This is a genomic window from Brevibacillus sp. SIMBA_040 (genome assembly GCF_046535075.1).
Taxonomy (GTDB): Bacteria; Bacillota; Bacilli; order Brevibacillales; family Brevibacillaceae; genus Brevibacillus.
On sequence record NZ_JAWRXI010000004.1, the window covers coordinates 1 to 22,749 of the forward strand.

The 22,749-nt window shown below is 45.6% G+C and carries 32 protein-coding genes; 15 read left to right on the forward strand and 17 right to left on the reverse strand.

Annotated elements, in window-relative coordinates; translation table 11 throughout:
- On the reverse strand, nt 1–357 hold a 357-nt coding region (locus SB752_RS07855; RefSeq protein ID WP_410715141.1), incomplete at its 3' end, for a transposase.
- A gap of 372 nt (nt 358–729) precedes the next feature.
- On the opposite strand from SB752_RS07855, the gene SB752_RS07860 reads away from it, so the two are divergent.
- From SB752_RS07860 to SB752_RS07895, 8 genes are all read left to right on the forward strand, one after another.
- The gene (locus tag SB752_RS07860) at nt 730–924 is read left to right on the forward strand and encodes a hypothetical protein (RefSeq protein ID WP_410715142.1); all 195 of its coding nucleotides are present in this window, start codon (nt 730–732) and stop codon (nt 922–924) included.
- A 174-nt stretch (nt 925–1,098) separates the two neighbouring features.
- Entirely contained in the window at nt 1,099–2,637 is a 1,539-nt protein-coding gene (locus tag SB752_RS07865) for a multicopper oxidase family protein (protein ID WP_410715143.1), read from the forward strand.
- Nucleotides 2,638–2,898: 261 nt separating this feature from the next.
- Nucleotides 2,899–3,225 (forward strand): helix-turn-helix domain-containing protein, encoded by a 327-nt coding sequence (locus SB752_RS07870; RefSeq protein WP_410715144.1) that lies wholly within the window; start codon nt 2,899–2,901, stop codon nt 3,223–3,225.
- Nucleotides 3,165–4,049: an IS3 family transposase gene (locus SB752_RS07875; protein WP_410715145.1), complete on the forward strand. Its 885-nt coding sequence runs from the start codon at nt 3,165–3,167 to the stop codon at nt 4,047–4,049. The genes SB752_RS07870 and SB752_RS07875 overlap by 61 nt, the downstream gene beginning before the upstream one ends.
- A gap of 119 nt (nt 4,050–4,168) precedes the next feature.
- On the forward strand, nt 4,169–4,372 hold the full coding sequence (locus SB752_RS07880; RefSeq protein ID WP_410715146.1) for a hypothetical protein: 204 nt from the start codon (nt 4,169–4,171) through the stop codon (nt 4,370–4,372).
- Nucleotides 4,373–4,855: 483 nt separating this feature from the next.
- Nucleotides 4,856–4,939 carry a YjcZ family sporulation protein gene (locus SB752_RS07885; protein WP_410715448.1) on the forward strand — a complete coding sequence of 28 codons (84 nt, stop codon included), beginning with the start codon at nt 4,856–4,858 and terminating at the stop codon, nt 4,937–4,939.
- 374 nt (nt 4,940–5,313) lie between these two features.
- Nucleotides 5,314–5,445 (forward strand): DUF5131 family protein, encoded by a 132-nt coding sequence (locus SB752_RS07890; protein ID WP_410715147.1) that lies wholly within the window; start codon nt 5,314–5,316, stop codon nt 5,443–5,445.
- Between the two features lie 23 nt (nt 5,446–5,468).
- On the forward strand, nt 5,469–5,600 hold the full coding sequence (locus SB752_RS07895) for a DUF5131 family protein (protein WP_410715148.1): 132 nt from the start codon (nt 5,469–5,471) through the stop codon (nt 5,598–5,600).
- Between the two features lie 26 nt (nt 5,601–5,626).
- Here SB752_RS07895 and SB752_RS07900 read toward each other — a convergent pair whose 3' ends face one another.
- Nucleotides 5,627–6,004: a sigma-70 family RNA polymerase sigma factor gene (locus SB752_RS07900; protein ID WP_289135521.1), complete on the reverse strand. Its 378-nt coding sequence runs from the start codon at nt 6,002–6,004 to the stop codon at nt 5,627–5,629.
- Here SB752_RS07900 and SB752_RS07905 point away from each other — a divergent pair.
- The 5 genes from SB752_RS07905 (at nt 6,003) to SB752_RS07925 (ending at nt 7,905) form a co-directional block, all read left to right on the forward strand.
- Nucleotides 6,003–6,134 carry a hypothetical protein gene (locus SB752_RS07905; protein WP_410715149.1) on the forward strand — a complete coding sequence of 44 codons (132 nt, stop codon included), beginning with the start codon at nt 6,003–6,005 and terminating at the stop codon, nt 6,132–6,134. The genes SB752_RS07900 and SB752_RS07905 overlap by 2 nt on opposite strands.
- Nucleotides 6,135–6,252: 118 nt before the next feature.
- Nucleotides 6,253–6,663, forward strand: coding sequence for a hypothetical protein (locus tag SB752_RS07910; RefSeq protein ID WP_410715150.1), 411 nt, complete (start codon nt 6,253–6,255; stop codon nt 6,661–6,663).
- A gap of 38 nt (nt 6,664–6,701) precedes the next feature.
- Entirely contained in the window at nt 6,702–7,199 is a 498-nt protein-coding gene (locus SB752_RS07915; protein WP_410715151.1) for a hypothetical protein, read from the forward strand.
- Between the two features lie 118 nt (nt 7,200–7,317).
- Nucleotides 7,318–7,683: a potassium channel family protein gene (locus tag SB752_RS07920; RefSeq protein ID WP_410715152.1), complete on the forward strand. Its 366-nt coding sequence runs from the start codon at nt 7,318–7,320 to the stop codon at nt 7,681–7,683.
- A gap of 21 nt (nt 7,684–7,704) precedes the next feature.
- Entirely contained in the window at nt 7,705–7,905 is a 201-nt protein-coding gene (locus SB752_RS07925; protein ID WP_410715153.1) for a hypothetical protein, read from the forward strand.
- A gap of 57 nt (nt 7,906–7,962) precedes the next feature.
- Here SB752_RS07925 and SB752_RS07930 read toward each other — a convergent pair whose 3' ends face one another.
- The 4 genes from SB752_RS07930 to SB752_RS07945 all read right to left on the reverse strand — a co-directional run bounded on the left by SB752_RS07930 (nt 7,963) and on the right by SB752_RS07945 (nt 10,957).
- Nucleotides 7,963–8,439 (reverse strand): SRPBCC family protein, encoded by a 477-nt coding sequence (locus SB752_RS07930; RefSeq protein WP_410715154.1) that lies wholly within the window; start codon nt 8,437–8,439, stop codon nt 7,963–7,965.
- 83 nt (nt 8,440–8,522) lie between these two features.
- Nucleotides 8,523–8,951 carry an immunity 22 family protein gene (locus SB752_RS07935; RefSeq protein ID WP_410715155.1) on the reverse strand — a complete coding sequence of 143 codons (429 nt, stop codon included), beginning with the start codon at nt 8,949–8,951 and terminating at the stop codon, nt 8,523–8,525.
- A 172-nt stretch (nt 8,952–9,123) separates the two neighbouring features.
- Complete coding sequence (locus SB752_RS07940; protein WP_410715449.1) at nt 9,124–9,690, reverse strand: GNAT family N-acetyltransferase; 567 nt, start codon at nt 9,688–9,690, stop codon at nt 9,124–9,126.
- 202 nt (nt 9,691–9,892) lie between these two features.
- Nucleotides 9,893–10,957 (reverse strand): HD-GYP domain-containing protein, encoded by a 1,065-nt coding sequence (locus SB752_RS07945; RefSeq protein WP_410715156.1) that lies wholly within the window; start codon nt 10,955–10,957, stop codon nt 9,893–9,895.
- Between the two features lie 288 nt (nt 10,958–11,245).
- Between SB752_RS07945 and SB752_RS07950 the strand changes: the two genes are divergently transcribed.
- On the forward strand, nt 11,246–11,737 hold the full coding sequence (locus SB752_RS07950; protein WP_410715157.1) for a Mov34/MPN/PAD-1 family protein: 492 nt from the start codon (nt 11,246–11,248) through the stop codon (nt 11,735–11,737).
- On the opposite strand, the gene SB752_RS07955 is transcribed toward SB752_RS07950, so the two are convergent.
- From SB752_RS07955 to SB752_RS08000, 10 genes are all read right to left on the reverse strand, one after another.
- Entirely contained in the window at nt 11,649–13,478 is a 1,830-nt protein-coding gene (locus tag SB752_RS07955) for a peptidoglycan D,D-transpeptidase FtsI family protein (RefSeq protein ID WP_410715158.1), read from the reverse strand. The two genes, SB752_RS07950 and SB752_RS07955, sit on opposite strands and share 89 nt — an antisense overlap.
- Nucleotides 13,479–13,577: 99 nt before the next feature.
- Nucleotides 13,578–14,219, reverse strand: a complete 642-nt coding sequence (udk, locus tag SB752_RS07960) for a uridine kinase (protein ID WP_103110822.1) — start codon at nt 14,217–14,219, stop codon at nt 13,578–13,580.
- 38 nt (nt 14,220–14,257) lie between these two features.
- Nucleotides 14,258–14,905 (reverse strand): O-methyltransferase, encoded by a 648-nt coding sequence (locus tag SB752_RS07965; RefSeq protein WP_410715159.1) that lies wholly within the window; start codon nt 14,903–14,905, stop codon nt 14,258–14,260.
- Nucleotides 14,906–14,975: 70 nt separating this feature from the next.
- Complete coding sequence (gene mltG, locus SB752_RS07970; RefSeq protein WP_410715160.1) at nt 14,976–16,076, reverse strand: endolytic transglycosylase MltG; 1,101 nt, start codon at nt 16,074–16,076, stop codon at nt 14,976–14,978.
- A 190-nt stretch (nt 16,077–16,266) separates the two neighbouring features.
- Entirely contained in the window at nt 16,267–16,557 is a 291-nt protein-coding gene (locus SB752_RS07975) for a DUF1292 domain-containing protein (RefSeq protein WP_410715161.1), read from the reverse strand.
- 7 nt (nt 16,558–16,564) lie between these two features.
- Nucleotides 16,565–16,981, reverse strand: coding sequence for a Holliday junction resolvase RuvX (gene ruvX / locus SB752_RS07980; protein WP_410715162.1), 417 nt, complete (start codon nt 16,979–16,981; stop codon nt 16,565–16,567).
- A 10-nt stretch (nt 16,982–16,991) separates the two neighbouring features.
- On the reverse strand, nt 16,992–17,252 hold the full coding sequence (locus SB752_RS07985) for an IreB family regulatory phosphoprotein (RefSeq protein ID WP_007727936.1): 261 nt from the start codon (nt 17,250–17,252) through the stop codon (nt 16,992–16,994).
- A gap of 114 nt (nt 17,253–17,366) precedes the next feature.
- A complete protein-coding gene (gene alaS, locus SB752_RS07990; protein ID WP_410715163.1) occupies nt 17,367–20,015 on the reverse strand; it encodes an alanine--tRNA ligase in 2,649 nt (882 codons plus the stop codon).
- Between the two features lie 82 nt (nt 20,016–20,097).
- A complete protein-coding gene (locus SB752_RS07995; protein WP_410715164.1) occupies nt 20,098–20,226 on the reverse strand; it encodes a hypothetical protein in 129 nt (42 codons plus the stop codon).
- Nucleotides 20,227–20,330: 104 nt separating this feature from the next.
- On the reverse strand, nt 20,331–21,395 hold the full coding sequence (locus SB752_RS08000; RefSeq protein ID WP_410715165.1) for an AI-2E family transporter: 1,065 nt from the start codon (nt 21,393–21,395) through the stop codon (nt 20,331–20,333).
- Between the two features lie 375 nt (nt 21,396–21,770).
- Here SB752_RS08000 and SB752_RS08005 point away from each other — a divergent pair, with 375 nt between their 5' ends.
- Complete coding sequence (locus tag SB752_RS08005; protein ID WP_410715166.1) at nt 21,771–22,457, forward strand: TerC family protein; 687 nt, start codon at nt 21,771–21,773, stop codon at nt 22,455–22,457.
- Between the two features lie 78 nt (nt 22,458–22,535).
- Here SB752_RS08005 and SB752_RS08010 read toward each other — a convergent pair whose 3' ends face one another.
- Nucleotides 22,536–22,730: a hypothetical protein gene (locus SB752_RS08010; protein ID WP_410715450.1), complete on the reverse strand. Its 195-nt coding sequence runs from the start codon at nt 22,728–22,730 to the stop codon at nt 22,536–22,538.
- Nucleotides 22,731–22,749 lie beyond the last annotated feature (19 nt).

The window sequence follows — 22,749 nt, forward strand, 5'->3', positions numbered from 1 at the left end:
ACGCGTAGAAACACCTTTGGCATAGAGCGCAAGGATTTGATCTTCGATCCCTGTAACATTGGACTGATGTTTCTTTATAATAGTCGGTTCAAAATCACCTTCTCGATCTCGAGGTATCTGGATGTCAACATCTCCGTACTCAGATCGGACGGTTTTCTTGCTATACCCATTTCGGCTATTGGTTGTCCGCTTGTTTTTCATGTCATGCTTGGCGTATCCAAGAGAGGACTCGATTTCAGCTTCCAGCATTTCTTGAATCGTGTCTGCAAATAGATCCTTTAACGCTGATTGCACGTCGTCCACCGACTTCATGTTTTTCTCCTTGATCCATTGCTTGATCTGCTCTTTTGACATCATAAAAATCTCCCAACCTTTCTAATACTAATTGTAGTTTAGAGGTTGAGAGTTTACACAAATTATTTTACAGACTCTCGGAAACATGGCTTTTCCCTTGTCCGGGTTTTGTCCCGTATTTTGTCGGGACTTTGTCCTTCTTTTTATAGAGGCCATTTAACAAGAAACACTTTACTTTTTAATCTTCAACCAAAAAAACCACCTATGAGGTGGTTTCTGGCACTGCTATATTCAGCTTTCATTATCTTTACTAAGACAACTTGAACCATTATTAATCATAAAGTCGAACGAAAATTCATTTTATGTTTACTTGAGGTTCTCAATCTTGCGTTAAATCCCTTTTTATCTGAATCTAACTATAGGGGGTATTTTTCGATGAACGTTTCATCTCTTCATAAAGTAGCTGAGCAAGTAAGCAATAGTATAAAAGGAATTGATCGGACTAAATATGATTCATGTTTTTTAAACGCACTTGAAGAAATAGCTGCTTTGAACCTGGAATTGCTTCTAAAAATTGAAGCCAATGTAGAACTAAACGATTCTAAACAACCTGCTTACTTGAAAAACTAATTGCTATTACGATTGCATTGTCGAAGAACGCCAGTTAACACATACTTGAGCCCAATAACCTAGGCTGCCGGAAATGTGATATGCTGCACTAACGTAAGCTCAGTACATAACGAACAAGTTCCCGTTCATAAAGTAACTTAGTCGATCATAACAGCGGGGAGGTTTTCCATCCTTATGCCCGACAAGATAAAGTTGCAAAAATTTGTCGATGAACTGCCAATTCCCAAGATATTATCCCCCATAAAACGAAGTAATGACTGGACTTATTACGAAGTAACAATGAAGGAATTTACCCAAAAACTCCATAGGGACCTCGCACCTACCCGCTTATGGGGATATGAGGGAATATACCCTGGTCCGACTTTCGACGTCATGCAGAAAGAAACGGTATTCGTTAAATGGATAAACGATCTTCCCAATAAGCATTTTCTCCCCATCGACACGACCATTCACGGTTCTGAGATGACTATGCCCGAGGGAAGAAGCGTTGTCCATTTACATGGAGCCGCTACACCGTCTCACAGCGATGGGTACCCCGAAGCCTGGTTCACGAGAAATTTTGAGCAAACGGGACCATTATTTGAAAGAGAAATATATACCTATCCCAACATCGATCAAGCTACGACATTATGGTACCACGATCACACGATCGGAATTACAAGATTGAACATCTATGCGGGACTTGCGGGATTCTATCTGATACGCGACAAACATGAGGAATCCCTTAATCTTCCGACTGATAGATATGAGGTTCCACTATTAATCCAAGATCGCTCGTTTAAGCCAGACGGTTCACTTTACTACCCAAGCTGTCCAGACAATAAGGATGTTTGTACTCCTTATCCTTCGCTAGTTCCCCCTTTTGATGCGGATATCATTCTGGTTAACGGTAAAGTATGGCCTTATATGGAAGTTGAACCAAGAAAATATCGATTTCGTATTTTAAATGGTTGCAACAGCCGAATCCTTACTATCAAACTTGACTCAGGGGAGCCCCTTAACCAAATTGGATCAGACGGCGGCTTTCTTGAGCAACCAGTGAAAATGAATGAAATCGTTCTAGGTTCCGCTGAACGCGCTGATGTCATTATTGATTTCTCCAGGTACACCAGTCAGATCATTACTCTTAAAAATGTCACGAAAAGTGCATCCCCTGAAACAACCGATGTCATGCAATTTAGAGTAACCGTTCCGTTAAGAGGCAAAGACTTCAGCTCCCTTCCTGTTTATTTAGGAAAAATAAACCGACTATCGAGAAGCATGGCCATGAGAACAAGAGATTTACCACTAATTAGATTAAAGGATCAATATGGTCGATCCTTGAACTTATTGGCGGGTAAAATGTGGCATGATCGAATATCGGAGGTAATCGAGGCAGGTACCGTTGAGATATGGCGATTAATAAATGTGATAGATGATGCCCCTCACCCAATCCATGTACATTTGGTCGATTTTCAAGTTCTTGAACGTCAGCCTTTTGACGTTGCACAATTTCAACGTACAGGGCAACTAAAATTTACTGGTCCTGCCTTTCCCCCAGCACCGAATGAATTGGGATTAAAGGATACTGTTCAGACTCCCTTTGGATACGTTACTTCAATTATCGCCCGATTCGGCCCGTATACCGGTCGCTATGTGTGGCATTGTCACATGTTGGAACATGAGGATTATGAAATGATGCGACCTTTTGAAGTCGTTAGGAGAAGAAGGTGACTGGTGTAGATAACAATTCAAAACACGATAGTCAGTACAGTACCGTTCACGAGCCTTTCTGATGTCTGTCTCATTTACTGGTTGCAGAAAAGACAATTGTTCTTGTATCTGTGCGCTCATCTTCTAATTCCCCCTCGCGGTAAGCCCGTGGTATAATATGGTTTGACGAACACATATTCGAGCTCCTGAAGTGCACCCCTTAGAATAGACATTGGATTAAGCCCCTGGTTTATCCGATGAAATCTAAGGGGTGTATTTTTTATGGTGAAAAAGGGACAGAAGTTTAGAAATTATCCGTATGAATTAAAAAAAGAAGCCATACGACTACATATTGAGGAAGGTTGGACATACCGCCGAATCATGGAACATCTGGGGATTCCAGATCGACACAGGCTTAAAGTATGGATGAAAAAATACAAGCAATTAGGTGAATTTGGACTTATGGATCAGCGAGGGAGACGTGAAGAATATATTGATCAAGACCGATATGTTCAAAAGCTCAAACGAGAGAACTCTATGCTAAAAAAGTGTTTAAAAATCTGGATGCAGGAGGTGCAACCCGTAAGTATACAGCGATCAAACAGGTAGCTGGTGAGTATACCATCAGTGAGCTTTGCAAGCTATTTGGAGTCTCAAGAAGTGGATACTACGCATATTTGAAACGAAAAGCAACAGATCGGGACAAGCTTGTGAAAGACCTAATTAAGGCAGTTTATAAGAAGTACGATAGTAAATATGGATATAGACAAATCCAACTATTTCTACTGCAAGACCATGGAGTGTGGATCAACCATAAGAAGGTACTACGTCTTATGCAAGATATGAGACTCCGTTCTCGAATACGCCGCAAGTATCGAAGCCATTCTGTTTCATCCATAGGGGGACGAGTTGCCGAGAATGTCCTTCAACGTGAATTTCATGCAGATGCACCTAATAAAAAGTGGGTAACGGATGTCACACAGTATCGTGTTGCGGATACTTGGCTCTACCTGTCTGCCATTAAGGATTTGTTTAATAATGAAATTGTGGCCTATCACATGGGAGCTCGCAATGACAATCAGCTGGTCCTACGGACCTTCCAGAAAGCCTTTGAAAAGACGAAAGACGTGACTGGACTGATCGTTCATAGCGATCAAGGATTCCAGTACACGTCCCACGCTTACCACGACATGCTGCCAAAGGTTGGCGCCCAAATCAGCATGTCTCGAAGAGGCAATTGTTATGATAACGCCTCAATGGAGAGCTTCTTCTCCCATCTTAAAACGGAAGGGCTCTACCCTTATGATATCCGAAGCGTGGATGAAGCACAAAGACGAATTGAAGAGTATATCCAATTTTACAACCATAATCGGCCGCAAAGAAAATTAAAAAAGCTGACGCCCGTAGAATTCAGGCGTCAGCTATCGGCCTAAAGGCCGGGGTTTTTCTCAATGTCTACATATTGGGGTCTTGACCACTCCCGGCTGGGGGCTTTTTCTTTTTTTCCCTACTCCCCTTCTGCTACGGTTAGGTGCGGAAGGAGGTGATTAACATGACTAAACATCTGTATTTCTACGTAAGTTTCGAAGATGCACTCCGGCTCAATCGGGAACTAACTGAGCTTGGCTATAGGAATTACTATCTACAGCCACATGCCGATCAGGTTGCGTTTGTTTTCGAGCGCGTTTCCGGCACGAATCATGCTATCTTGAAACAATTGTTCAGTGCAGATGGATCGTCACAACTAGACAGCTAGAACCGCTAGGCTGGTGCTCCTTAATGGGGCATCAGTCCCTATTACTAGACACATGAAATATTTTGTTAAATACGCATTTCTCTGTATTTAGACCCTTCCTTCACTTGATTAAAGAGTTTTTAGGGAATAGCACATAATCGTGGAAACAGATGTATTTCCATGTAGGTTCGTCCAATCATTTTCTACTCTTTTTGATTACATATATGGTATGGAATGTTGAGGAGGTGGAGTAATGTCTGGTTTCTTTTTTCGTAGGCGCCGTCGATTTTTCTTTCGCCGCCGACGTCGTCGCCGCTTCTTTTGAGTAGAGTTAGCCCGATACCGTTCGAATTAATAATTTGGACGGTATCATTTTTATGCAATCTGAGAATCATGTTTTAAACCCAAAGCTTTTATTTTGTACGCTTTCGCCCTTACATAGTTCGCTTTCTGACATACCTTAATTTTGGGATTATCCTCAATCACAATTAAGGAGTGACATTAATGAGCGCTGGCTTTTTTGATGACTTTTCTTTAATTTTGGTTCTCTTCGTCCTGTTAGTAATTGTTACTTGCAGTTGCGAATAATTTTCCAATGTTTATGGGCGGCTTTTTAAGCTGCCCTTTTTTAAACAGGAAAAGGGAAGTTTGATGATGGCCAAGAGTTCTCCGGAATTACTCTTCTCAATCCGGAGGGCATTCCAGCAAAACTATAACACCTCTATAAGATTTAACATCCATACAGTTGAGCTAAATGAACACTAACATAATCAATTGCAACAAATCGTACATACCTCTAACTATTCAACTCAAATTAAAAATTACTTAGGAGAATTTGAAAAAGTACGAAGTCTAAATTAATAAATTTTCTGATACAGACATTCAGGTTTTTGATGACAAAATTATACGGCTTGAAGATAGTATCATTGAGCTCTATAAAAAACAGCTGAAGGATCAATGACTTGCGTCAAGTTCCAGCATACACAAGATTTCTTTCAGTAGAACCTCTTATTGGACTAATTGATGATCTCAATCTTGAAGGTATCCACTGGGTTATTGTCGGTGGAGAATCTGACCAGGAGCTCGTCCAATGAAAGAAGAGTGAGTTCGGAGTATTATGCAACAATGTAGTGATCAAAATGTTCCATTCTTCTTTAAGCAATGGGGTGGTGTCCAAAAACACCGACATGGTAGGATGATCGATGGACGGACATATGACGAATACCCAAATCATCTGGTAACAGTTTAAGGTGCCCTTTGTGGTCCCCCTTTTCGTTACACTGTGCCCAACAGCACTCCTTTTGACATTAGTATCTCATTCTCAATACAACGAGCCGCATACGTAGCCAGCTTCGTCCCCTTCTCCACCTGGTAGCTCTCGATCGCCTTAATCAGGCCAATCGTACCGATGGAAATCAAATCTTCGCTGTCCTCACCGGTGTTTTCAAATTTCTTTACGATATGGGCGACCAGCCGCAAGTTATGCTCGATCAGCTTGTTGCGCGCATACGGATCGCCTTTTGCCATAAGTCTGAGGAACTTTTCTTCTTCCGTGTCGGGAAGAGGTTGCGGAAATGCGTTGTTTTTGACATAAGCCACAAACATCAGAAGCTCTTTAAATACCAGCGATAGCGCTGCAAGGATGCTGGACATGGCTGCCACCTCCACGTCTGGATTAGCTTACTCCTATGCTTATGTGGGCAGATGCCCACGCGTGCATGTACGCCTGAAAAACATCGAAATGCAAAGCTTGCCCGGACGGGAGCCGATGCCACGATCATGATATGCAGGCAGTTTCCACCAAGTCATTCCTTCCATCCTTTTGATAAACATAATCGTGTCCTTCGACGCAATATTATGGTAACATTTGGATATCGCATAATAATAACAGGAGAACATTTATGATGAAAAAGCTAATGCTATACGTCCTTGCCCTTGTCCTTGTTGTTTTTGGTGGAATCATGATCGTGAATGATCCCCCTTCTTTTCTCTATGGCAAGCTTCCCTTTCAATCTCTTTCCAAGCAATCTGTTATCTCATTAATCAAGGATTCTCCCACTCCACTAACAAAACTCACAGTGGAGGATGGATATACATGGTATGGGGCAAAAGCTGATCAAGGAAGAGAGATTGATAGCCTTCTATCTGCGATGAAAAAGGACGGCTGGTCGTTTGTACAGCAAGAAGGCGCTGGCTACTTTTTTGAACAGGGGAGCGAAAAGGTTGTAATCACCTCTCAAACTTGGTCAAACCAACATGTCTTTTTTAAGGTCCCTGACTCCAATCCTCCGATCACATTAATAAGCAATTAACGATTCCGAAAAAAATAAAAGTAAAGGAGGCACTACCCATGCGTGGATTGTTTTTGTTTTTCGTGGGAGGACTCTTCTTTCTTATTGGCTGCAGCTCCGTTTCCACAGAAGACAAGGCAGTGGAGATTATTATGGCTTACCAAAAAGCCCGATTCGAACTTACCCAAGAAGATCTGGCTATTGAAAATAAGGACGATTTATATCCGCTCATAGAAGAAAGGGTCAAGCCGTATTTAACAGAAAAGGCTTTTCAAAACAGCTTCTTTCGGAATAGAGATGGCTATTACATCGTCGCATCCGCAAAGCTGAATCATAAGATTCGAATCAAAGAAATTCGCATCAAGGAGCTCGTTGCTGCTGAAGTCAAAGGATCGTATAGCATCGATTACACCTTGGTTGTCGAAATCACTTCCAGCGATAATAAAAAGGTGATCACCAATGAACTTCCTGCTCAAGTAACCATCCTGCAAGACGGAGACAAGTGGAAAATAGATCGCTACTGGGAGTCCATCAGGGCAGGCGATCTCGATATGTAAAGGAAATAAGCTATTTCACCCCGTTTTCTCATGAAATCCTTTGTGCCAGCCCATACTATTCCAAATACCAACAGTTACCTGCAAAAAGCAACCACTACCTCTGATTGGGGCGCGGAATATGATTTCTCTTCTGTTAACGGTTAGACGATTGGCCCAAGGGCTTTGGCATGCATTCAAGGACAAGAAATTTCAAGCGATCTTCCTCATCACGTTGTTCCTCTTACTGTCGGGCACCATTTTTTATCATTCTGAAGAGGGTCTTTCGATTCTCGATGCTCTCTATTTCAGTGTGACAACACTTACAACTGTTGGGGGGGCAGGCTTTGTTCCCGGTACGAACATGGGAAAGATCTTTACGATATTTTACATTTTCGCCGGAACAGGATTGACCTTTGGTGTCGTTATCCGTATCGCCTATGGGATTTTCTCTCATAAAGATAAAGAAGTTGACAAACAGGAAGTGAGTAAAAGGCGGTCAACATAAACAGAAAGGAAGGAGAGCCCTATGCTCGATTTTGGAGGTATTTCGATCGAATGGCACACGATGATTATGCAGCTGTTGATCTTTATTTTGTTCCCTATTCTGCTCGTTCTCGGTTGTATTGGCATCGTTAGAAGCAGATCAAAAAGTAAACAGAGCCACATTGAGGACCTGGAAAAACGCATCGAAGCACTGGAAAAAGAGACAAAGCGCCCCAAGCCATAACTCATAGTTCAGTGGCTTGGAGCGCTTCTTTTGTCATACATCGGAATCAACAACTTTTTACGCAATTGTTTCAAGAGCTTTTACGTATTGCTCATACCATTTTTTCCATTCTTCCTGACGTGAGGCAATTTCCCTCTCGTCCAATAGCGCTGCGATGACATCGAGACAAACATGCCAGCCCGCTAGATCTCTCGGTGTATGGCTCGTCAGCTTAGTGATATACTCTTTCAACACGAACAAACAGCCCTCTGCTTCTGAATACAGCTCAAAGCGAACCAGGTCTTCTCCCCATGTATACTCGAGCACGGAGCATGTTTCCAGAGCGGTTATCTTCATCTCCTCGAAGGTGCCATCCTGCATGTCAAACTTGATACTCCCGCCCTCACGCAGGTCATCTACTGACAGCTCGGAAAACCATTTGGCGAGCTTTTCATTTTCCGTCAAATAAGCCCACACACTTTCTACCGAATGCTTCAAATGACGGTCAAACCTAGCTGTGAACCCTTCATCCGCTTTTTGAATGTCAGCGAGCATGTGATCCCTCCTGCTTTTCCGTGATCAAGTCCTCTCAATAATTCGAGCATAACCTCTTCATTCCTGCCACTGGGAATATATAGTTAGCGTTCATCCGTTTCATAAATAACTTTAGCAAGCAGCACGATAGGCGAGCCTTGCTCTGATCCCTTTTCCGTTAGCTGAAACAGCTGTTCATTAATGCTGCCGTATGGGGATTCGTTGCCGTACAGCAAGATGACAGCGGGATAATCCTCCAGCCTTGCCTTCAGGTCATCGGACAGCTGCAGAGAAAAAGCCTCCCCTTCAGGCGCATACTCTTCTTTTAGATATGTCCAAAACTCACTTCTTACCTCCTCTTCCTCTAAAGGGTGAACCTCGAAAAAATCCTCGTCAATCCAATCCAAGCCCGTTGCCTTATGAAAACCGGATGGGGTTACATCTCCATTTTCGTCAAAAATCGGTTCTATAAACTCCTGGAGCTCTATCTCTGTTTGCAAATTCGTCCCCCAAATCGTGACTACATGTCTCACCTGTCTTCCCCCATTTCCGTTCCTTTTTCTATATGATCGGATGAAATCGCGCATTTTTTATCAGACTAAAGAACCAAATTTATCCATATCATTTACAATATCTATTCCGTCCAAACCAAAAAACGTCTCCAAGAGGCAGCAGATAGCGCCATTCCTTGGAAACGTTTTTCCTTTACACAAGAACCGTTAATTCTTTAACCATATGACTGAACAAATGACCGTTCAACATGATCGTACCATCCTGGCGATAGCCAATGGATTCATAGAGCTGACGTGCGCGACCGTTTTCTTCATCGACCAGCAATGCTACCCGATCGTGCCCTCGACGCTCTCCTTCTTTTTCGAAAGCCTCCAGCAGCTTTTTCCCGATGCCTTTGCCTCTGCATGCATCGCTCACCACGACTGTATCCAAATAAAACTCATCGTCTTTGGCCTCTTTTACAAGGCGCGGAGCTTTCCCTGTCAATCGCTGTACATGATCGACGAACGGCTGGTCCATCGCCTCAGTTTGACTGCCATGATAAAACAGCGCCAAGCCCACTGGCACACCTTCATCCATAGCAATCAGCGCATTTTCGTAGCTCAATCGATTATTTTTCTGGGCAAAAAATTCGCCCATCATGCATATGGCTTCGTCAGCTTCCTGTGCCCCAGTCAGCATATTTGCGATATCTCCAATCGCCTCATAAATCAGCGGTGCTGCAAATACTGCATCCGTCGGCTCTGCTTTTCTTATGATCATGCTACTCCTCCTAGTCGCTGCGTATCATGATGTAAAAAAACGATAGATACGCCCCTTTTTCATCCTTTGTTAGGGTGCACCTACTTATTTTGTCACAATCAGCGAAAAGGGTCGAGCCATCTGAGACATCGTTCACAGATCCTTAAAAATGAAACCGCTCTCAAAAATAAGAGCGGTTTTAGTCACTTTTCTCACATCATTAGACAATCATTTTCTCTATCGTCAGCATTCGTTCAAAACGTAAATCTACAAATTCCTCACTCCGACGTACCAGTGGTCTCATCGGCTCATCTGAGTGAATCAATATGACTTCGACTTCCTCGCCGTTGTTTAATCGCGCTTTTGCACCGATGTACAATAAGGCAATGTAACGAACAAACTGAGCGACGATCTCAATATTTAGCGCTCCATCACACGCTTCCTTCCACAATAGCTGTGCCGCTTCAAAAGGTGATGTTCTTCCCTTGTAGACGCGGTCCGAGCAAATGGCATCAAACATATCCGCTACCGCAAGTATTTGACACTCTTTTGGAATCTCGTCTCCTTTTCGCTGTTCTGGGTAGCCTGTCCCATCCAGCCTTTCATGATGCAGCAGTGCACACAAGGCCAGCAGTTCCGAGCTTCCCTCCATGCTTTTTATCATCTCGTATCCGTATTCGGTATGTTTTTTCATGATCGTAAATTCTTCATCTGTCAGTTTTCCAGGTTTTAACAATATTTCTTTTGGAACCCGCATTTTACCAACATCATGTAAAAAGCCAGCGGTCCCCATAAATGCGACTCGCTCTTCATCCCATTTCAACAAACGGGCGATTAGCGAACAGAGGATGCCTACGTTCAGGGAGTGGCGATATGTATAGCTGTCAGCCCCCTCCAGTACATATAAGGAACGGAAAAAGCCCAAATTTTTTGTCGATTGTTCTGCCATTTCAAAAAAAAGATCTGAAAATTCTTCGAGCTGTGGCGCTCCGTCATGACTGATTTGGTCGAAAAGCTCTCTCGTTTTGTCCAAGGCTTTCACATATGTGGCTACGATTTCTTCGTCTGCTTCCATTTGAGACAGCTGGTTTGAAATGAGCTCTCCAGTTCCTTCAGACAGGACCTGGACGACATTTACTTCTCGTATTCGTTGCTTGAGTAGGATCGGGACATGTGCGGCTGCAATCGTCGTATTTTTACCGAGTAGTAAAATTCCTGTATCCGCAAAAACATCTTCCGCAAGTACACGGCCGATCAATGAGAAGTCAACAGGTGCCTGAGGCATTAAAATCAACCTTCCAATCTAGTCATTTTCTAAATTATAGAAAGAAAGGGTCAGAGTTACAATGTTTTTTTAACTAAATCAGAAAGTATTAACTTCACGTATCTACATCCTGATTTAGCATGAATAACCTTCCGCTAAAACGCGGTCGCTCCTCCTTGAGGAGGCCTCCTCGATAGAGGTTTTCTTAACAGTTCCTAACTTCCTTATATCGTGGACCTTCCCTTATCAGGTTACATATGATGTAGAGCGAATGCTCGTGGTGATTTTTAAGGAGGGACATATGTTGAGATGACGACACTATACATCACTCCCAAAGCGTGGAAGCAGATTGAACAGGCGGTAAGAAAAAAACCCTCGCTGGAGACAGGAGGGGTGATGATGGGTTATTCGCTTGGCGAAGATAAATGGGTCGTGACGTATGCAAGTGAGCCTGGTCCCAAGGCAATCCACCAGCCCCATTCGATCTTTTTTGACGACAGTCATTTACGCAAGCTGGTTCGAAAATTAAGCAAAAGTCGCCAATGGCAATATATCGGCGATTGGCACAGTCATACGATCAAACGCCTTTCCCCCAGCAAGGGAGATAAACGGACGATCTGGACGAAGGCTACGCAGTCCATGTATATGTCCTCCTCGCCTTTGATGCTGATCGTCGGTCTCGGCAAGCAGAACCAGATCCAGGCAAGAGGGTTTATTCTTGGGAATACCCTGAGAGAGGTCGGAAAGATTGAGCTGTTTGATCGGAAAGCTCATCGACAGCGAGGCGAAAAAGCTCCATAGCCTGGTTTTTTCCCAGGCTGGGCTGATTTTCGGAGACGATGCAAATTGCATAGCGGGGATCCTCTACCGGAGTGTATCCTACAAACCATAAATGGTTTTTGGATTGATTCTCGCCGCCTAACTGAGCGGTTCCACTCTTTCCGGCAACTTCCCATGCTGCATCCTTTAGAGTCTGTCCCGTCCCCTCTGTGACAACCTTGCGCATCATTTTCCGCAGTTTACTGGCAGTTACGTAATCAATTCCTGGTGCCGACAGCTTTTGCGGTGGAAAACGGTAAAACGTCTGCCCATTTCGATATTCAATCTCACTGACGAGCCGTACTTGATTAGGCGTAGAGCCACTCAAAATAGTCACCATCATATTAGCCGCCTGCAGTGGAGTTACTCTCACATCCCGCTGGCCGATTGCAGTCTGGATCAGCACTCCTTCATCACGGCGGGATACTCCCTCGGCAAACACATTCCCTCGCTCCTCACCATCCAGCTGCTTGAAGCCATCCAGCTTGAACAAATGTGCCGTCATATGCCCTACTGGTTCAGACAAGCCCAATTTTCGCGCATACTCCTCCAGCTTTTCTCCGCCTACCCGCTTGGCTATTTCAGCAAATGCAATATTGCAAGACTGAGCGTAGGCTTCCTCCATCGTCACACTGCCGTGTCCTTCTTTCTTCCAGCAGGAAAAATGATATTTGCCGTAATCACCCGTACATGTGAAGCGATCTGTTGGTGAAACGACACCCTCTGCCAGAGCCGCAGCTGCTACGACCGTTTTAAAAATGGAGCCAGGCGGAATTTGCTTGACGACCCGATTTTTCCATTCATTACCATTACTTGTTACCTTCGTTTGGTCATAGCTTGGACGACTGACGCTTGAGAGAATATCGCCATTCTTTACGTCCAGGACAACAATACTTCCTTCACGAAGGCCAACCCGATCAGCCACTCGCTCCATTTTCCTCTGGATTTCCACATCCAGCGTGGTTGTGAGTGACAACGGATAATAGTCATTGGACTGCTTCGTATAGCGAATATCCAGTCCGCGCAGTGGCTTCCCTTGTCCATCCACATAATAGGACAAAACAGATGGCTCCACTCCTTGTAAAAAGCGGTCAAAGCTGCGCTCCAGGCCAGTCGCTCCCAGCGTACTTTCCGCATTCATCTTGCCACTTTTCACTTCTTCGGGATAAAGCGATTCTACCATAGTTGGATTTTTATGAATGAAGCCAATCACGTGCTTGGCAACCTCATCTGTCCGATAGCGCTCCGTTACAGCCAATGCGACAATTCCCGGAATGGCAAGTGCATTAATTTTTTCGGTTTGCCGCTCAGTCAGGACCAGCAGCCTCCCTGACTCCTTGCGCAGAAGGAGTGGGGCTTTTGCTTTTTCCATGATCGCAGCCAGTCTCTCTTCTGAATCGCCAACGATTTCCGACAAGCGTGCCAGACCGTCTGTTCCTTCTAGGCTCCCACGTGCAAGTGGAAATAAGATCAATGCCAAGTGCTCCTCACCAGTAAAGGCGTATCCATTTCGATCTACAATATCGCCACGTCCACTATGCAGGACAATACTTTGTTGCCTTTGTTTCACCGCGTTTTTGACCAAATCAATTCCTCGGCGAGAAAAGCGATGAGGCGATCCAATTTGAATCCACCACAATCTTATGATCAAGCCCAGCCATACGAAGGTCATGGCTAGCAGCACCAAAAAATGCCGTCTTTTTATCCGCTTTTCCAGCTGCATTACGGTCACCTCCCCACTTCCCCAGTATTACCTGAATACAAAGGAGGGAAACGGGGAACAAACAAAAAACACGCCTAGCTTCTGGCGTGTTTGCTTCGTCTATGAATGAGCGGGCTGCTGTTTTTCCAATAAAATGTTACTAATTTTCGTGGATAAAAGATCAAGCGCAACCCGGTTGTAGCCACCCTCAGGAATAATGACGTCTGCATAACGCTTCGTCGGCTCGATGAACTGCAAATGCATGGGACGAACTACATTCAGATACTGGTTGACGACGGAATCGAGTGAGCGGCCACGCTCTTCAATATCACGGGCGATACGGCGGATAATTCGTACGTCTGCATCAGTATCTACAAATACTTTAATATCCATCAAATCACGAATCCGGGTATCTTCTAGAATCAGCATGCCCTCTAAAATGATGACATCCTTTGGGTCAACCTTCACTTTTTCTTCCTTGCGATTGTGCAGCTTGAAATCATAGATCGGCTTTTCAATTGCTCTTCCTGCCAGGAGCTCCTGCAAATGAGCAAGCAGCAAGTCGTTATCAAAAGCAAACGGATGATCGTAGTTTGTTAGCGCGCGCTCATCGGCACTGAGATGACTTTGATCTTTATAATAAGAGTCCTGTTCAATCATGGTGACGCTATCATTCTGGAACTGACGAAAAAGCTCCTTTGCTACAGTGGTCTTACCTGATCCACTGCCTCCTGCTACCCCTATCAGTACGGGGTTACCCATGCTTCATTTCTCCCTTCATGCAATCATCAAAGCTGTTATTACGCACCGGAAACACTTTTCTTGAGGCTGACAGCAAGACCATCCCCTACCGGAATAAAGGTCGTCTCCAGATCAGGTCGTTCTTTCAAGTGTGTATTAAAAGCAAGAAGCTTGTCTACCATCGGACGCTGGCGCTTTCCTGCTTCATCAGGAGTCGCTACCAAACCGCGGAATAAAATATTGTCGCTAATCACCAGTCCACCGTCTCGCAAAAGCGGTAAATATCGATCGAGAAACGTGCGATACTGTCCTTTGGCCGCATCAATAAACAGACAGTCAAATTGATACGTATCCGGAAGCCCCAGCGTCGCATCTCTCGATAATATTTCGACGCGGCTGGCACAGCCTGCCTCTTCGATATTTGCACGTGCACGAACAAGTCTGTCTTCGTCTATATCCATGGTTACGATCTGCGCCTCAGGAGCAGCCTCCGCAAGCCAAATGGTGGAATAACCGATTGCAGTTCCCACTTCAAGAATTGACTTCGGGCGATGAAGCAACAGCAGCATCCGCATCACTTGAGCAGACGCGAGCTGAACGATGGGAATATTTTCCTCAGCAGCCTCCTTCTCCAAACGCATCAACAGCGGGGAACGTTCGGGAACCAGGCCGGACACGTAATCATCTATCGCCGGATTGGTAATCATGCCTTCACTCCTCTACTTTACAACCGCATAATTATAGCATACCTCATGTAAAAAAACAGAGGAAACCTGGTTAGTTTCCCCTGCTTTTTGCGTTATTCGCATTATGCTCCTGCAATGTTTTCGAAAAGTAATGTTCTGACGTTCCATCTTTTTTAGTTACGTAGAAAAAGTAGTCATGTTGCTCTGGATTCACAACTGCCTCGATGGATAATCTCCCCGGGCTCGCGATCGGTCCAGGTGGCAGCCCTGGATTGGTGTACGTATTATAAGGACTCTTTACTTTCAAGTCATCATAGGTCAACCGATCCCGCTGCTTGCCCAAAATAAATTGGACGGTAGCATCTGCCTGAAGCGGCCATTTATCCCGAATTCGATTGAAATAAACGCCTGCGACGGTTGGACGCTCCATATCTACTGTGACTTCCCGTTCTACGATCGACGCCAGAGTGATCGCTTGATCCTGTGTCAAATCGTGCTTTTTCAATTGCTCGTCCCACTCAGGCTTCCATTCTTTTTGGAATTGAGCCAGCATACGTGAAACGACTTCATGAGCCGTAGAATCCTTTTTGACCTCATACGTTTCCGGGAACAAGTATCCCTCTAGTCGGTTTTTCCGCTCTGCTGATTTTGGAATCGCTGCTACAAACGGAAATTCCGGAAACTCGCCTTCATTTACTTCTTTCAAAAATGCTTCTTTCTCTACTATTCCTTCTTTTGCTAGATGATCGGCAATCTGCTCCACATTCCAGCCTTCCGGGATGGTAAAACGCTCTGAATTGATGACCGTTTTCCCTTCCGTCATGGCTGCAAGCAAGTCGTCTATGGTTTGTCCCGTCGTAAACTGGTACTCGCCTGCCTTCAGCTGTGGGGCAACTCCTTTATACTTCACATAGTAGTTGAACATGTCAGCATTTCGTATAAGGGCTTGTTCTTCTAATAATCGACCAATTTCCCGGGCTGATGAGCCTGACGGGATTGTAACGTTTTTCGTAGTCGGACTACCCGCTACCGGTTGTAATTGCTGATAGACATACCATGCTGCTCCCCCGGCAGCCAGGATGATCAGCAAGAACAAGGCAATGATCCACAACAGGACTCGTCCGCCTCTTCTACGCCGTCTTACAACTGGTCGTACCGCCTCGAAATCAGGCAACTGTGACTTTGGTTTCAAGCTAGAAATCCTCCCTTTAGGGTCTCTTCTCTCCATCCCATTCATTATACTAGAGCTGTCTCTTGCTGTCACCGTATAGGATATTCTGCCGAATCCAAGCGAATCCTAGCGTTTTTTTCCAGCATGAGTATGAACGGCACGAAAAAAGAGGACCTTCTGTCCGAAAGTCCTCTTTTACAGCCTGAGCTTATTAAATACCGTCTTTTTCCAAATCAGAGATCAATGTTTCAAAAGTGGCCTCAACTTGCTCCCACTCTTCATCGTCCTCGATCGGCGCCAGCATATCTGTACCGTCATAACGCAGGAAGTGTACCTCGTACTCCTCTTCTTCTTCCTGGTCTACTGGCACCAGTACCAAATAGCTACGATCTTCAATATCAAAAATGTACATGATTCGGAAGTCGCGCGGCTCTTCTGTACCTTCTTCTGTTAGGGCAATCACATCGCCCACTTCAAATTCTGTGGTCATCTCTTCACTCACGTATGGGTCACCTCGATTTCGCGTCCAAATATCCCTGCAGGATTAAAGTGGCCGCCATTTTGTCTATTACCGTCTTTCTTTTTTGACGACTGACATCCGCGGAGATCAACATCCGCTGGGCTGCCATGGTCGTCAAACGTTCGTCCCACATGTGGACCGGAAGAGATGTGCGTTCCTCCAAAAACTTGCCGAATGCCTGGCATATTTCAGCCCTCGGGCCGATTGTGCCATTCATGTTTTTCGGCAAACCTACTACAAATCCACCCACGCCGTACTGGGCAATTAATTCATTTAAGCGAGCAAGATCTTTTTCCTTGGATTGCCGTTTGATGGTTTCTACCCCTTGGGCAGTCCATCCCAGCTCATCACTGACCGCAACTCCAATCGTCTTGTCACCAACATCCAATCCCAAGAATCGTGTCATGTTATCAGGTCTACTTGCGCTCGGACAAGTAAACGGTCACCAACTCTTCTATGATTTTGTCCCGTTCCAATTTGCCAATCAGGCTGCGTGCGTTGTTGTGGCGTGGGATAAACGCCGGGTCGCCAGAAAGCAAATAACCTACGATCTGGGTGATCGGGTTGTATCCTTTTTCCTGCAGGGCCTTGTACACCTCTGTCAACGTCTCTTGCACATCCGCCGCATTCGCTTCCTTGGGCACCGTGAATTTCATGGTATTATCCAACGAACTCACAATCAACACCTCGATTTCCTTTTAAACGTATAAGAAAAGGTTACTTGTTAACAACTGTATTCGACTTACGTCGACTCTTTCCTGTCGATCTTGCAAATTTCTCGCGAGAAATCATTATTTTGCAACTGCTTGACTCTTCACCAAATCCGCTACCGCATCCAGCGCTTCTTGAAGCTTAGATGGGTCTTTACCACCAGCTTGCGCCATGTCAGGACGGCCTCCGCCGCCCCCGCCGCAACGGGTTGCTACATCTTTGATGATTTTGCCTGCATGAATACCTTGATCCATCAGGTCCTTGGTTACACCTGCTACCAGGTTTACCTTGTCGCCGTCTACAGCCCCAAGTACGATGACAGCGGAGCCAAGCTTGTTTTTCAGCTCGTCCACCATGCCACGCAGGTTGTCCATATCTACTGCGGAAACGCGGGCTGCCAGCACATTCATGCCATCTACCTGCTTCAGCTGATCAGTCAGAGAAGCTGCTTCGATATTGCCCAACTTCGCACGCAGGGACTCGTTTTCGCGCCCTAATTCTTTCAGTTGCTGCTGCAGTCCTTCTACACGAGCAGGCGCTTCTGCCAGCACAGGTGCTTTGAGTGCTTGCGCTACTTCTTTGAGTGTAGAGAATTGTTGGTTCAGGAATTGGTAAGCACCTTTTCCGGTTACGGCTTCGATACGGCGAGTACCTGCACCGATACCGCTTTCGCTAACCAGCTTGAACAAACCGATTTCAGCTGTGTTGCTGACATGGCAGCCACCACAAAGCTCCAGGCTGTAATCGCCAACTTTTACGACACGTACAACATCGCCGTATTTTTCACCGAACAAGGCCATCGCACCCATCGCTTTTGCTTCAGCCAATGCCTTGTTGGAAATATCGACAGCCAGGTTCTCCCACACTTTTTCATTCACAATCGCTTCGATTTGCTCCAGCTCTTCTGGTGTAATCGCACTAATGTGTGTGAAGTCAAAGCGCAGTCGCTCTGGAGATACCAAAGAACCTGCCTGATTCACGTGTGTTCCCAGGACATCCTTCAACGCCTGATGCAAAAGGTGTGTAGCTGTATGGTTTTTCGTGATTGCGAGGCGGGATTCGCGATTTACTTCTGCGCGTACTTCCTCACCTTTGAGAAGTGTACCTGCTTCCACGAGTACGGAATGTACGTTTTGACCCATCGGTCCTTTTTGTACGTCCAACACGCGAGCTTTGACAGAGTCAGAGACCAGATAACCCTCGTCATTGATCTGTCCACCGCTCTCCGCATAGAAAGGCGTTTGATCCAGGATCACTTGAACAGTTTGACCTTCCTGTGCTTCATCCGTCAGCTGGTTGTCCCAAATGATAGCTTCTACTTTTCCTGTTGCTACCAATTCATTATAACCAACAAATTGGCTCGTAACCGTCAAATCGGATAATGGACCACCCTGGATTTGCATGCTGTCCACATCTTGACGAGCTGCACGGGCACGCTCGCGCTGTTCTTCCATCGCCTGATCGAAGCCATCACGGTCAACGGACAGTCCTTGCTCAGCGGCAAAGTCTTCTGTCAAATCTACAGGGAATCCATAGGTGTCATACATTTTGAAGACATCTTGGCCGGACAGCTGTGTTTCACCTTTTGCCTTCGCTGCCTTCACCATTTCAGCGAGAATCGCCAGTCCATCGTTCAGTGTTTCGTGGAAGCGCTCTTCCTCGGCACGGATTACTTTTTCAATAAACGGGCGTTTCGAAATAACCTCTGGATAGAACTCGCCCATCATGGTTCCCACAGTTTCGGTCAAGCTGTACAGGAACGGTTTTTCCACGCCCAGCTTTTTACCCATGCGAACAGCACGACGAAGCAAGCGGCGGATGACATAACCGCGGCCTTCGTTGGAAGGAAGCGCACCATCCCCAATCGCAAATACAACGGTACGAGCATGGTCGGCAATGACTTTCAGCGCTACGTCCATTTCCGCACTTTCTTTGTATTTCACGCCAGAAATCTCTGTTGTTTTCTCAATCAGAGGGAACAGCAAATCTGTTTCAAAGTTGTTGTCCACACCTTGAATGACCGAAGCCATACGCTCCAGACCCATTCCGGTATCAATGTTCTTCTTCGGCAGTGGCGTGTACGTTCCGTCTGGGTTGTGGTTAAACTGGGAGAATACCAGGTTCCACACTTCCAAATAACGTTCATTCTCGCCACCTGGATACAGCTCAGGATCATTCGGATCGTTGCCGAAGGACTCGCCACGATCGTAGAAGATTTCCGTGTTTGGACCGCTTGGACCTTCTCCGATATCCCAGAAGTTTCCTTCCAAACGAATAATGCGCTCTTCAGGAACACCGATTTTTTTGCTCCACAGCTCATATGCCTCTTCGTCCTCTGGGTGAATCGTAACGGAAAGAAGTTCAGGATCAAAGCCGATCCATTTTGGACTGGTCAAAAATTCCCATGCCCACTCAATTGCTTCTTCTTTGAAGTACTCCCCAATAGAGAAATTACCGAGCATTTCGAAGAACGTATGGTGACGAGCAGTCCGCCCTACGTTTTCGATATCGTTGGTGCGAATTGATTTTTGGGAGTTGGTGATACGTGGGTTATCCGGGATGATGCGTCCATCAAAATATTTTTTGAGGGTTGCAACACCGCTGTTAATCCACAACAGGGATGGATCGTCGATGGGAACCAAGGGAGCACTTGGCTCGATGCGATGTCCTTTTTCCACAAAAAAGTCAAGGAACATCTGACGAATTTGATTACCTGTCAGCTTTTTCATCTACATTCTCCTCTTCTAAAAATGAAAAAAGCCCCCATCCCCTCAGGGACGAGAACTGTTTTTTCTCGCGGTACCACCCTGCTTACAGGCTCGCTACACCAATCTGCGCTCGTGCCTGTCGCTTTAACGGCGAATAACGGTGCCATGCCGCCGGTTTTTGCCGGGTCTTAGGAGTAGCCTTCAGCTGCACTTCTTCTGGTCGCCCTCTCAACCGTGGAGCGTCCTCTCTGTAGAAGGTCTGCAACTTACTCGTTCCCTCATTGATCAATGCCACTATTGCTTTGTTCGTATTATAAATTTTTTTGGCGATCACTGTCAACTTTCATGCATCATCACTGCGATTCGAGTCGCAATGACCTTGCACACGGCAAGAACAGGGACTGCAATAATCAACCCGATAATGCCACCGATCGCTTCTCCAGCCAGAAGTGCCATGATAATAAGCAAGGGATGGAGATGCAGCGAACGCCCGACGATATTCGGTGACAAAATATTCCCTTCTACTATTTGAATGATCAGATTGACAGCGATCACCAGCAAAAGTGTCTTTGTAGAAATCGTCAATGCTACTACAACTGCAGGCGCAGCCCCAATCAAAGGCCCAATGTACGGGATGATATTCGTCAAGCAAACAAATGCGGCCAACACAAAAGGGTACGGCATTCCGATCCACCAATAGCCGAGGTATGCAAACACCCCAACGATGAGGGCGACCGTCATTTGTCCATGTATGTAATTTCCAAGCGATTCGTTGATGTCACGAAGAACAACAAGAACCTGCTTGCGATAAGCTCGAGGGACAATGAGCATTCCCGTTTGATGCAATTCTTTCATATCTTTCAAAAAATAAAAGGCGATGAATGGAACAACAGCAAATGCTAGAACCTTTCCAAGCGAATTCCGGGCATTGTTGACCAGCTTTGTCACCGTATGTGACATGCCCTCCTGAGACTGGATAATTACGCGATCTACACCATGCGATATGCTATCTGGCAAAAAATATTTATGTGCTTCCCATTCACTCATCCACTTGTAATACCAGTCAGTCAGCCTGGGCAGGTCATCGGACAGTTCCACCAGCTGCGTCGTGAAGATCGGTATCGCATTGACTACTGCAATGGTAATCACCAATACAAACGATCCATAAATGAGAAGTACCGCAATCAAGCGAGGAACTCTTCGATTTTCCAGCATCTGCACGATTGGATGCAGCAAATAGGCAATGACGAGCCCTACCAAAACAGGGACGAATACTTCCTCTAAAAAAAGAAAGACCTGTGCTACGACAGGGCGGAGCAGCCACAGGAGATTGCCGATGACTAGCAGGATGATGAGCCAAATAGCCGCAGCAAACAAGCGACTACGCCTAAGATCATCCACTTTGCCACCCCTCCCTTCCGTTTCCATAATGGATAGGTTGTCACAGTTACACAAAAATCATGTACCCTATTGACACATCAGAAACATCGAAGTAGTATGGAAATACAAGAGAATATCTCCAAAGGGGAGTAGCTTTTACGCAACATAGTCGTCATTACGGGATTTATCCCCGGCTATGTTGGCAACATGTTTTTCTAATGTTGTAAGCAAGACCTTTGCCTAACAGGTAAAGGTCTATTTTTGGTTTCTAACGACCTTTACCTGCCCAGGGAAAGGTCGTTTTCTTTTTCCCACTTCAGACAAACTAAAGTAGGCGGTATGAAGAAAACGGCCAGTGGATTATTCACTTCCAAAGGACGAGGAGGAGGAAAAGAAATGGAACTATTGTTAACCCCTGAGTTTTGGTCAGCACTACTTGCCATCATCGTAATTGATTTAGTGTTGGCCGGTGACAACGCAATTGTCATCGGGATGGCAGCACGCAACTTGCCTGCCCATCAACAAAAAAAGGCCATCATTTTGGGAACCGTTGGAGCGATCGTCATCCGTGCTTTGGCAACCCTAGCCGTTGTCTGGTTGTTGAAAATACCTGGTCTGCTCTTGGTCGGTGGATTGATTCTGATCTGGATTTCCCTCAAATTGCTGGTACAAGATGAGGGTCACGACACCATGAAGGCTAGTGGAAGCCTTGGTGCTGCCATTTGGACGATTATCGTTGCCGATACGGTAATGGGACTGGATAACGTAATTGCAGTAGCCGGTGCTGCACACGGTGACTTCTTGCTAGTCGTCATCGGACTCGTCATCAGTGTTCCGATCATGGTTTGGGGAAGCACATTGATTTTGAAAGTGATGGAACGTTATCCGGTTGTGATTTATATCGGTTCTGCTGTTCTTGCCTATACAGCTGCGAGCATGGTAACAACCGAGAAGTTCCTGGTCCCGTTCTTCACTACTTATCCATGGGTGAAATGGCTGTTCATCGTTGCGGTAGTCGTTGGAGTCCTTTTAATCGGTCGAATGAAAAGCCGCGGGCAAAAACGACTCGCAGAACAATCTTAATAACAGAGACAAAAAAGGCGCCCGAACTATCATACGTTCGGGCGTTTATTTATGTTCCGCTAAGCGGGCATTTACGAATTAACGGGTAACAGCACGCAGGACCTTGCGGCTCGTCTTCAACATACGCCGTACATCACGCATCGAAAACGGCAAGCGATTCAAATTCAGTGAAAACCGACTGCGACGGCGAGGAGCCATCAGATAACCGATGACAGCCACAATACCGCTTGTGGCAAGAACGCGCAACAGGCTTCGAATGAACAAGCGTGCCACCTCCAATTGTTTTTGCCGC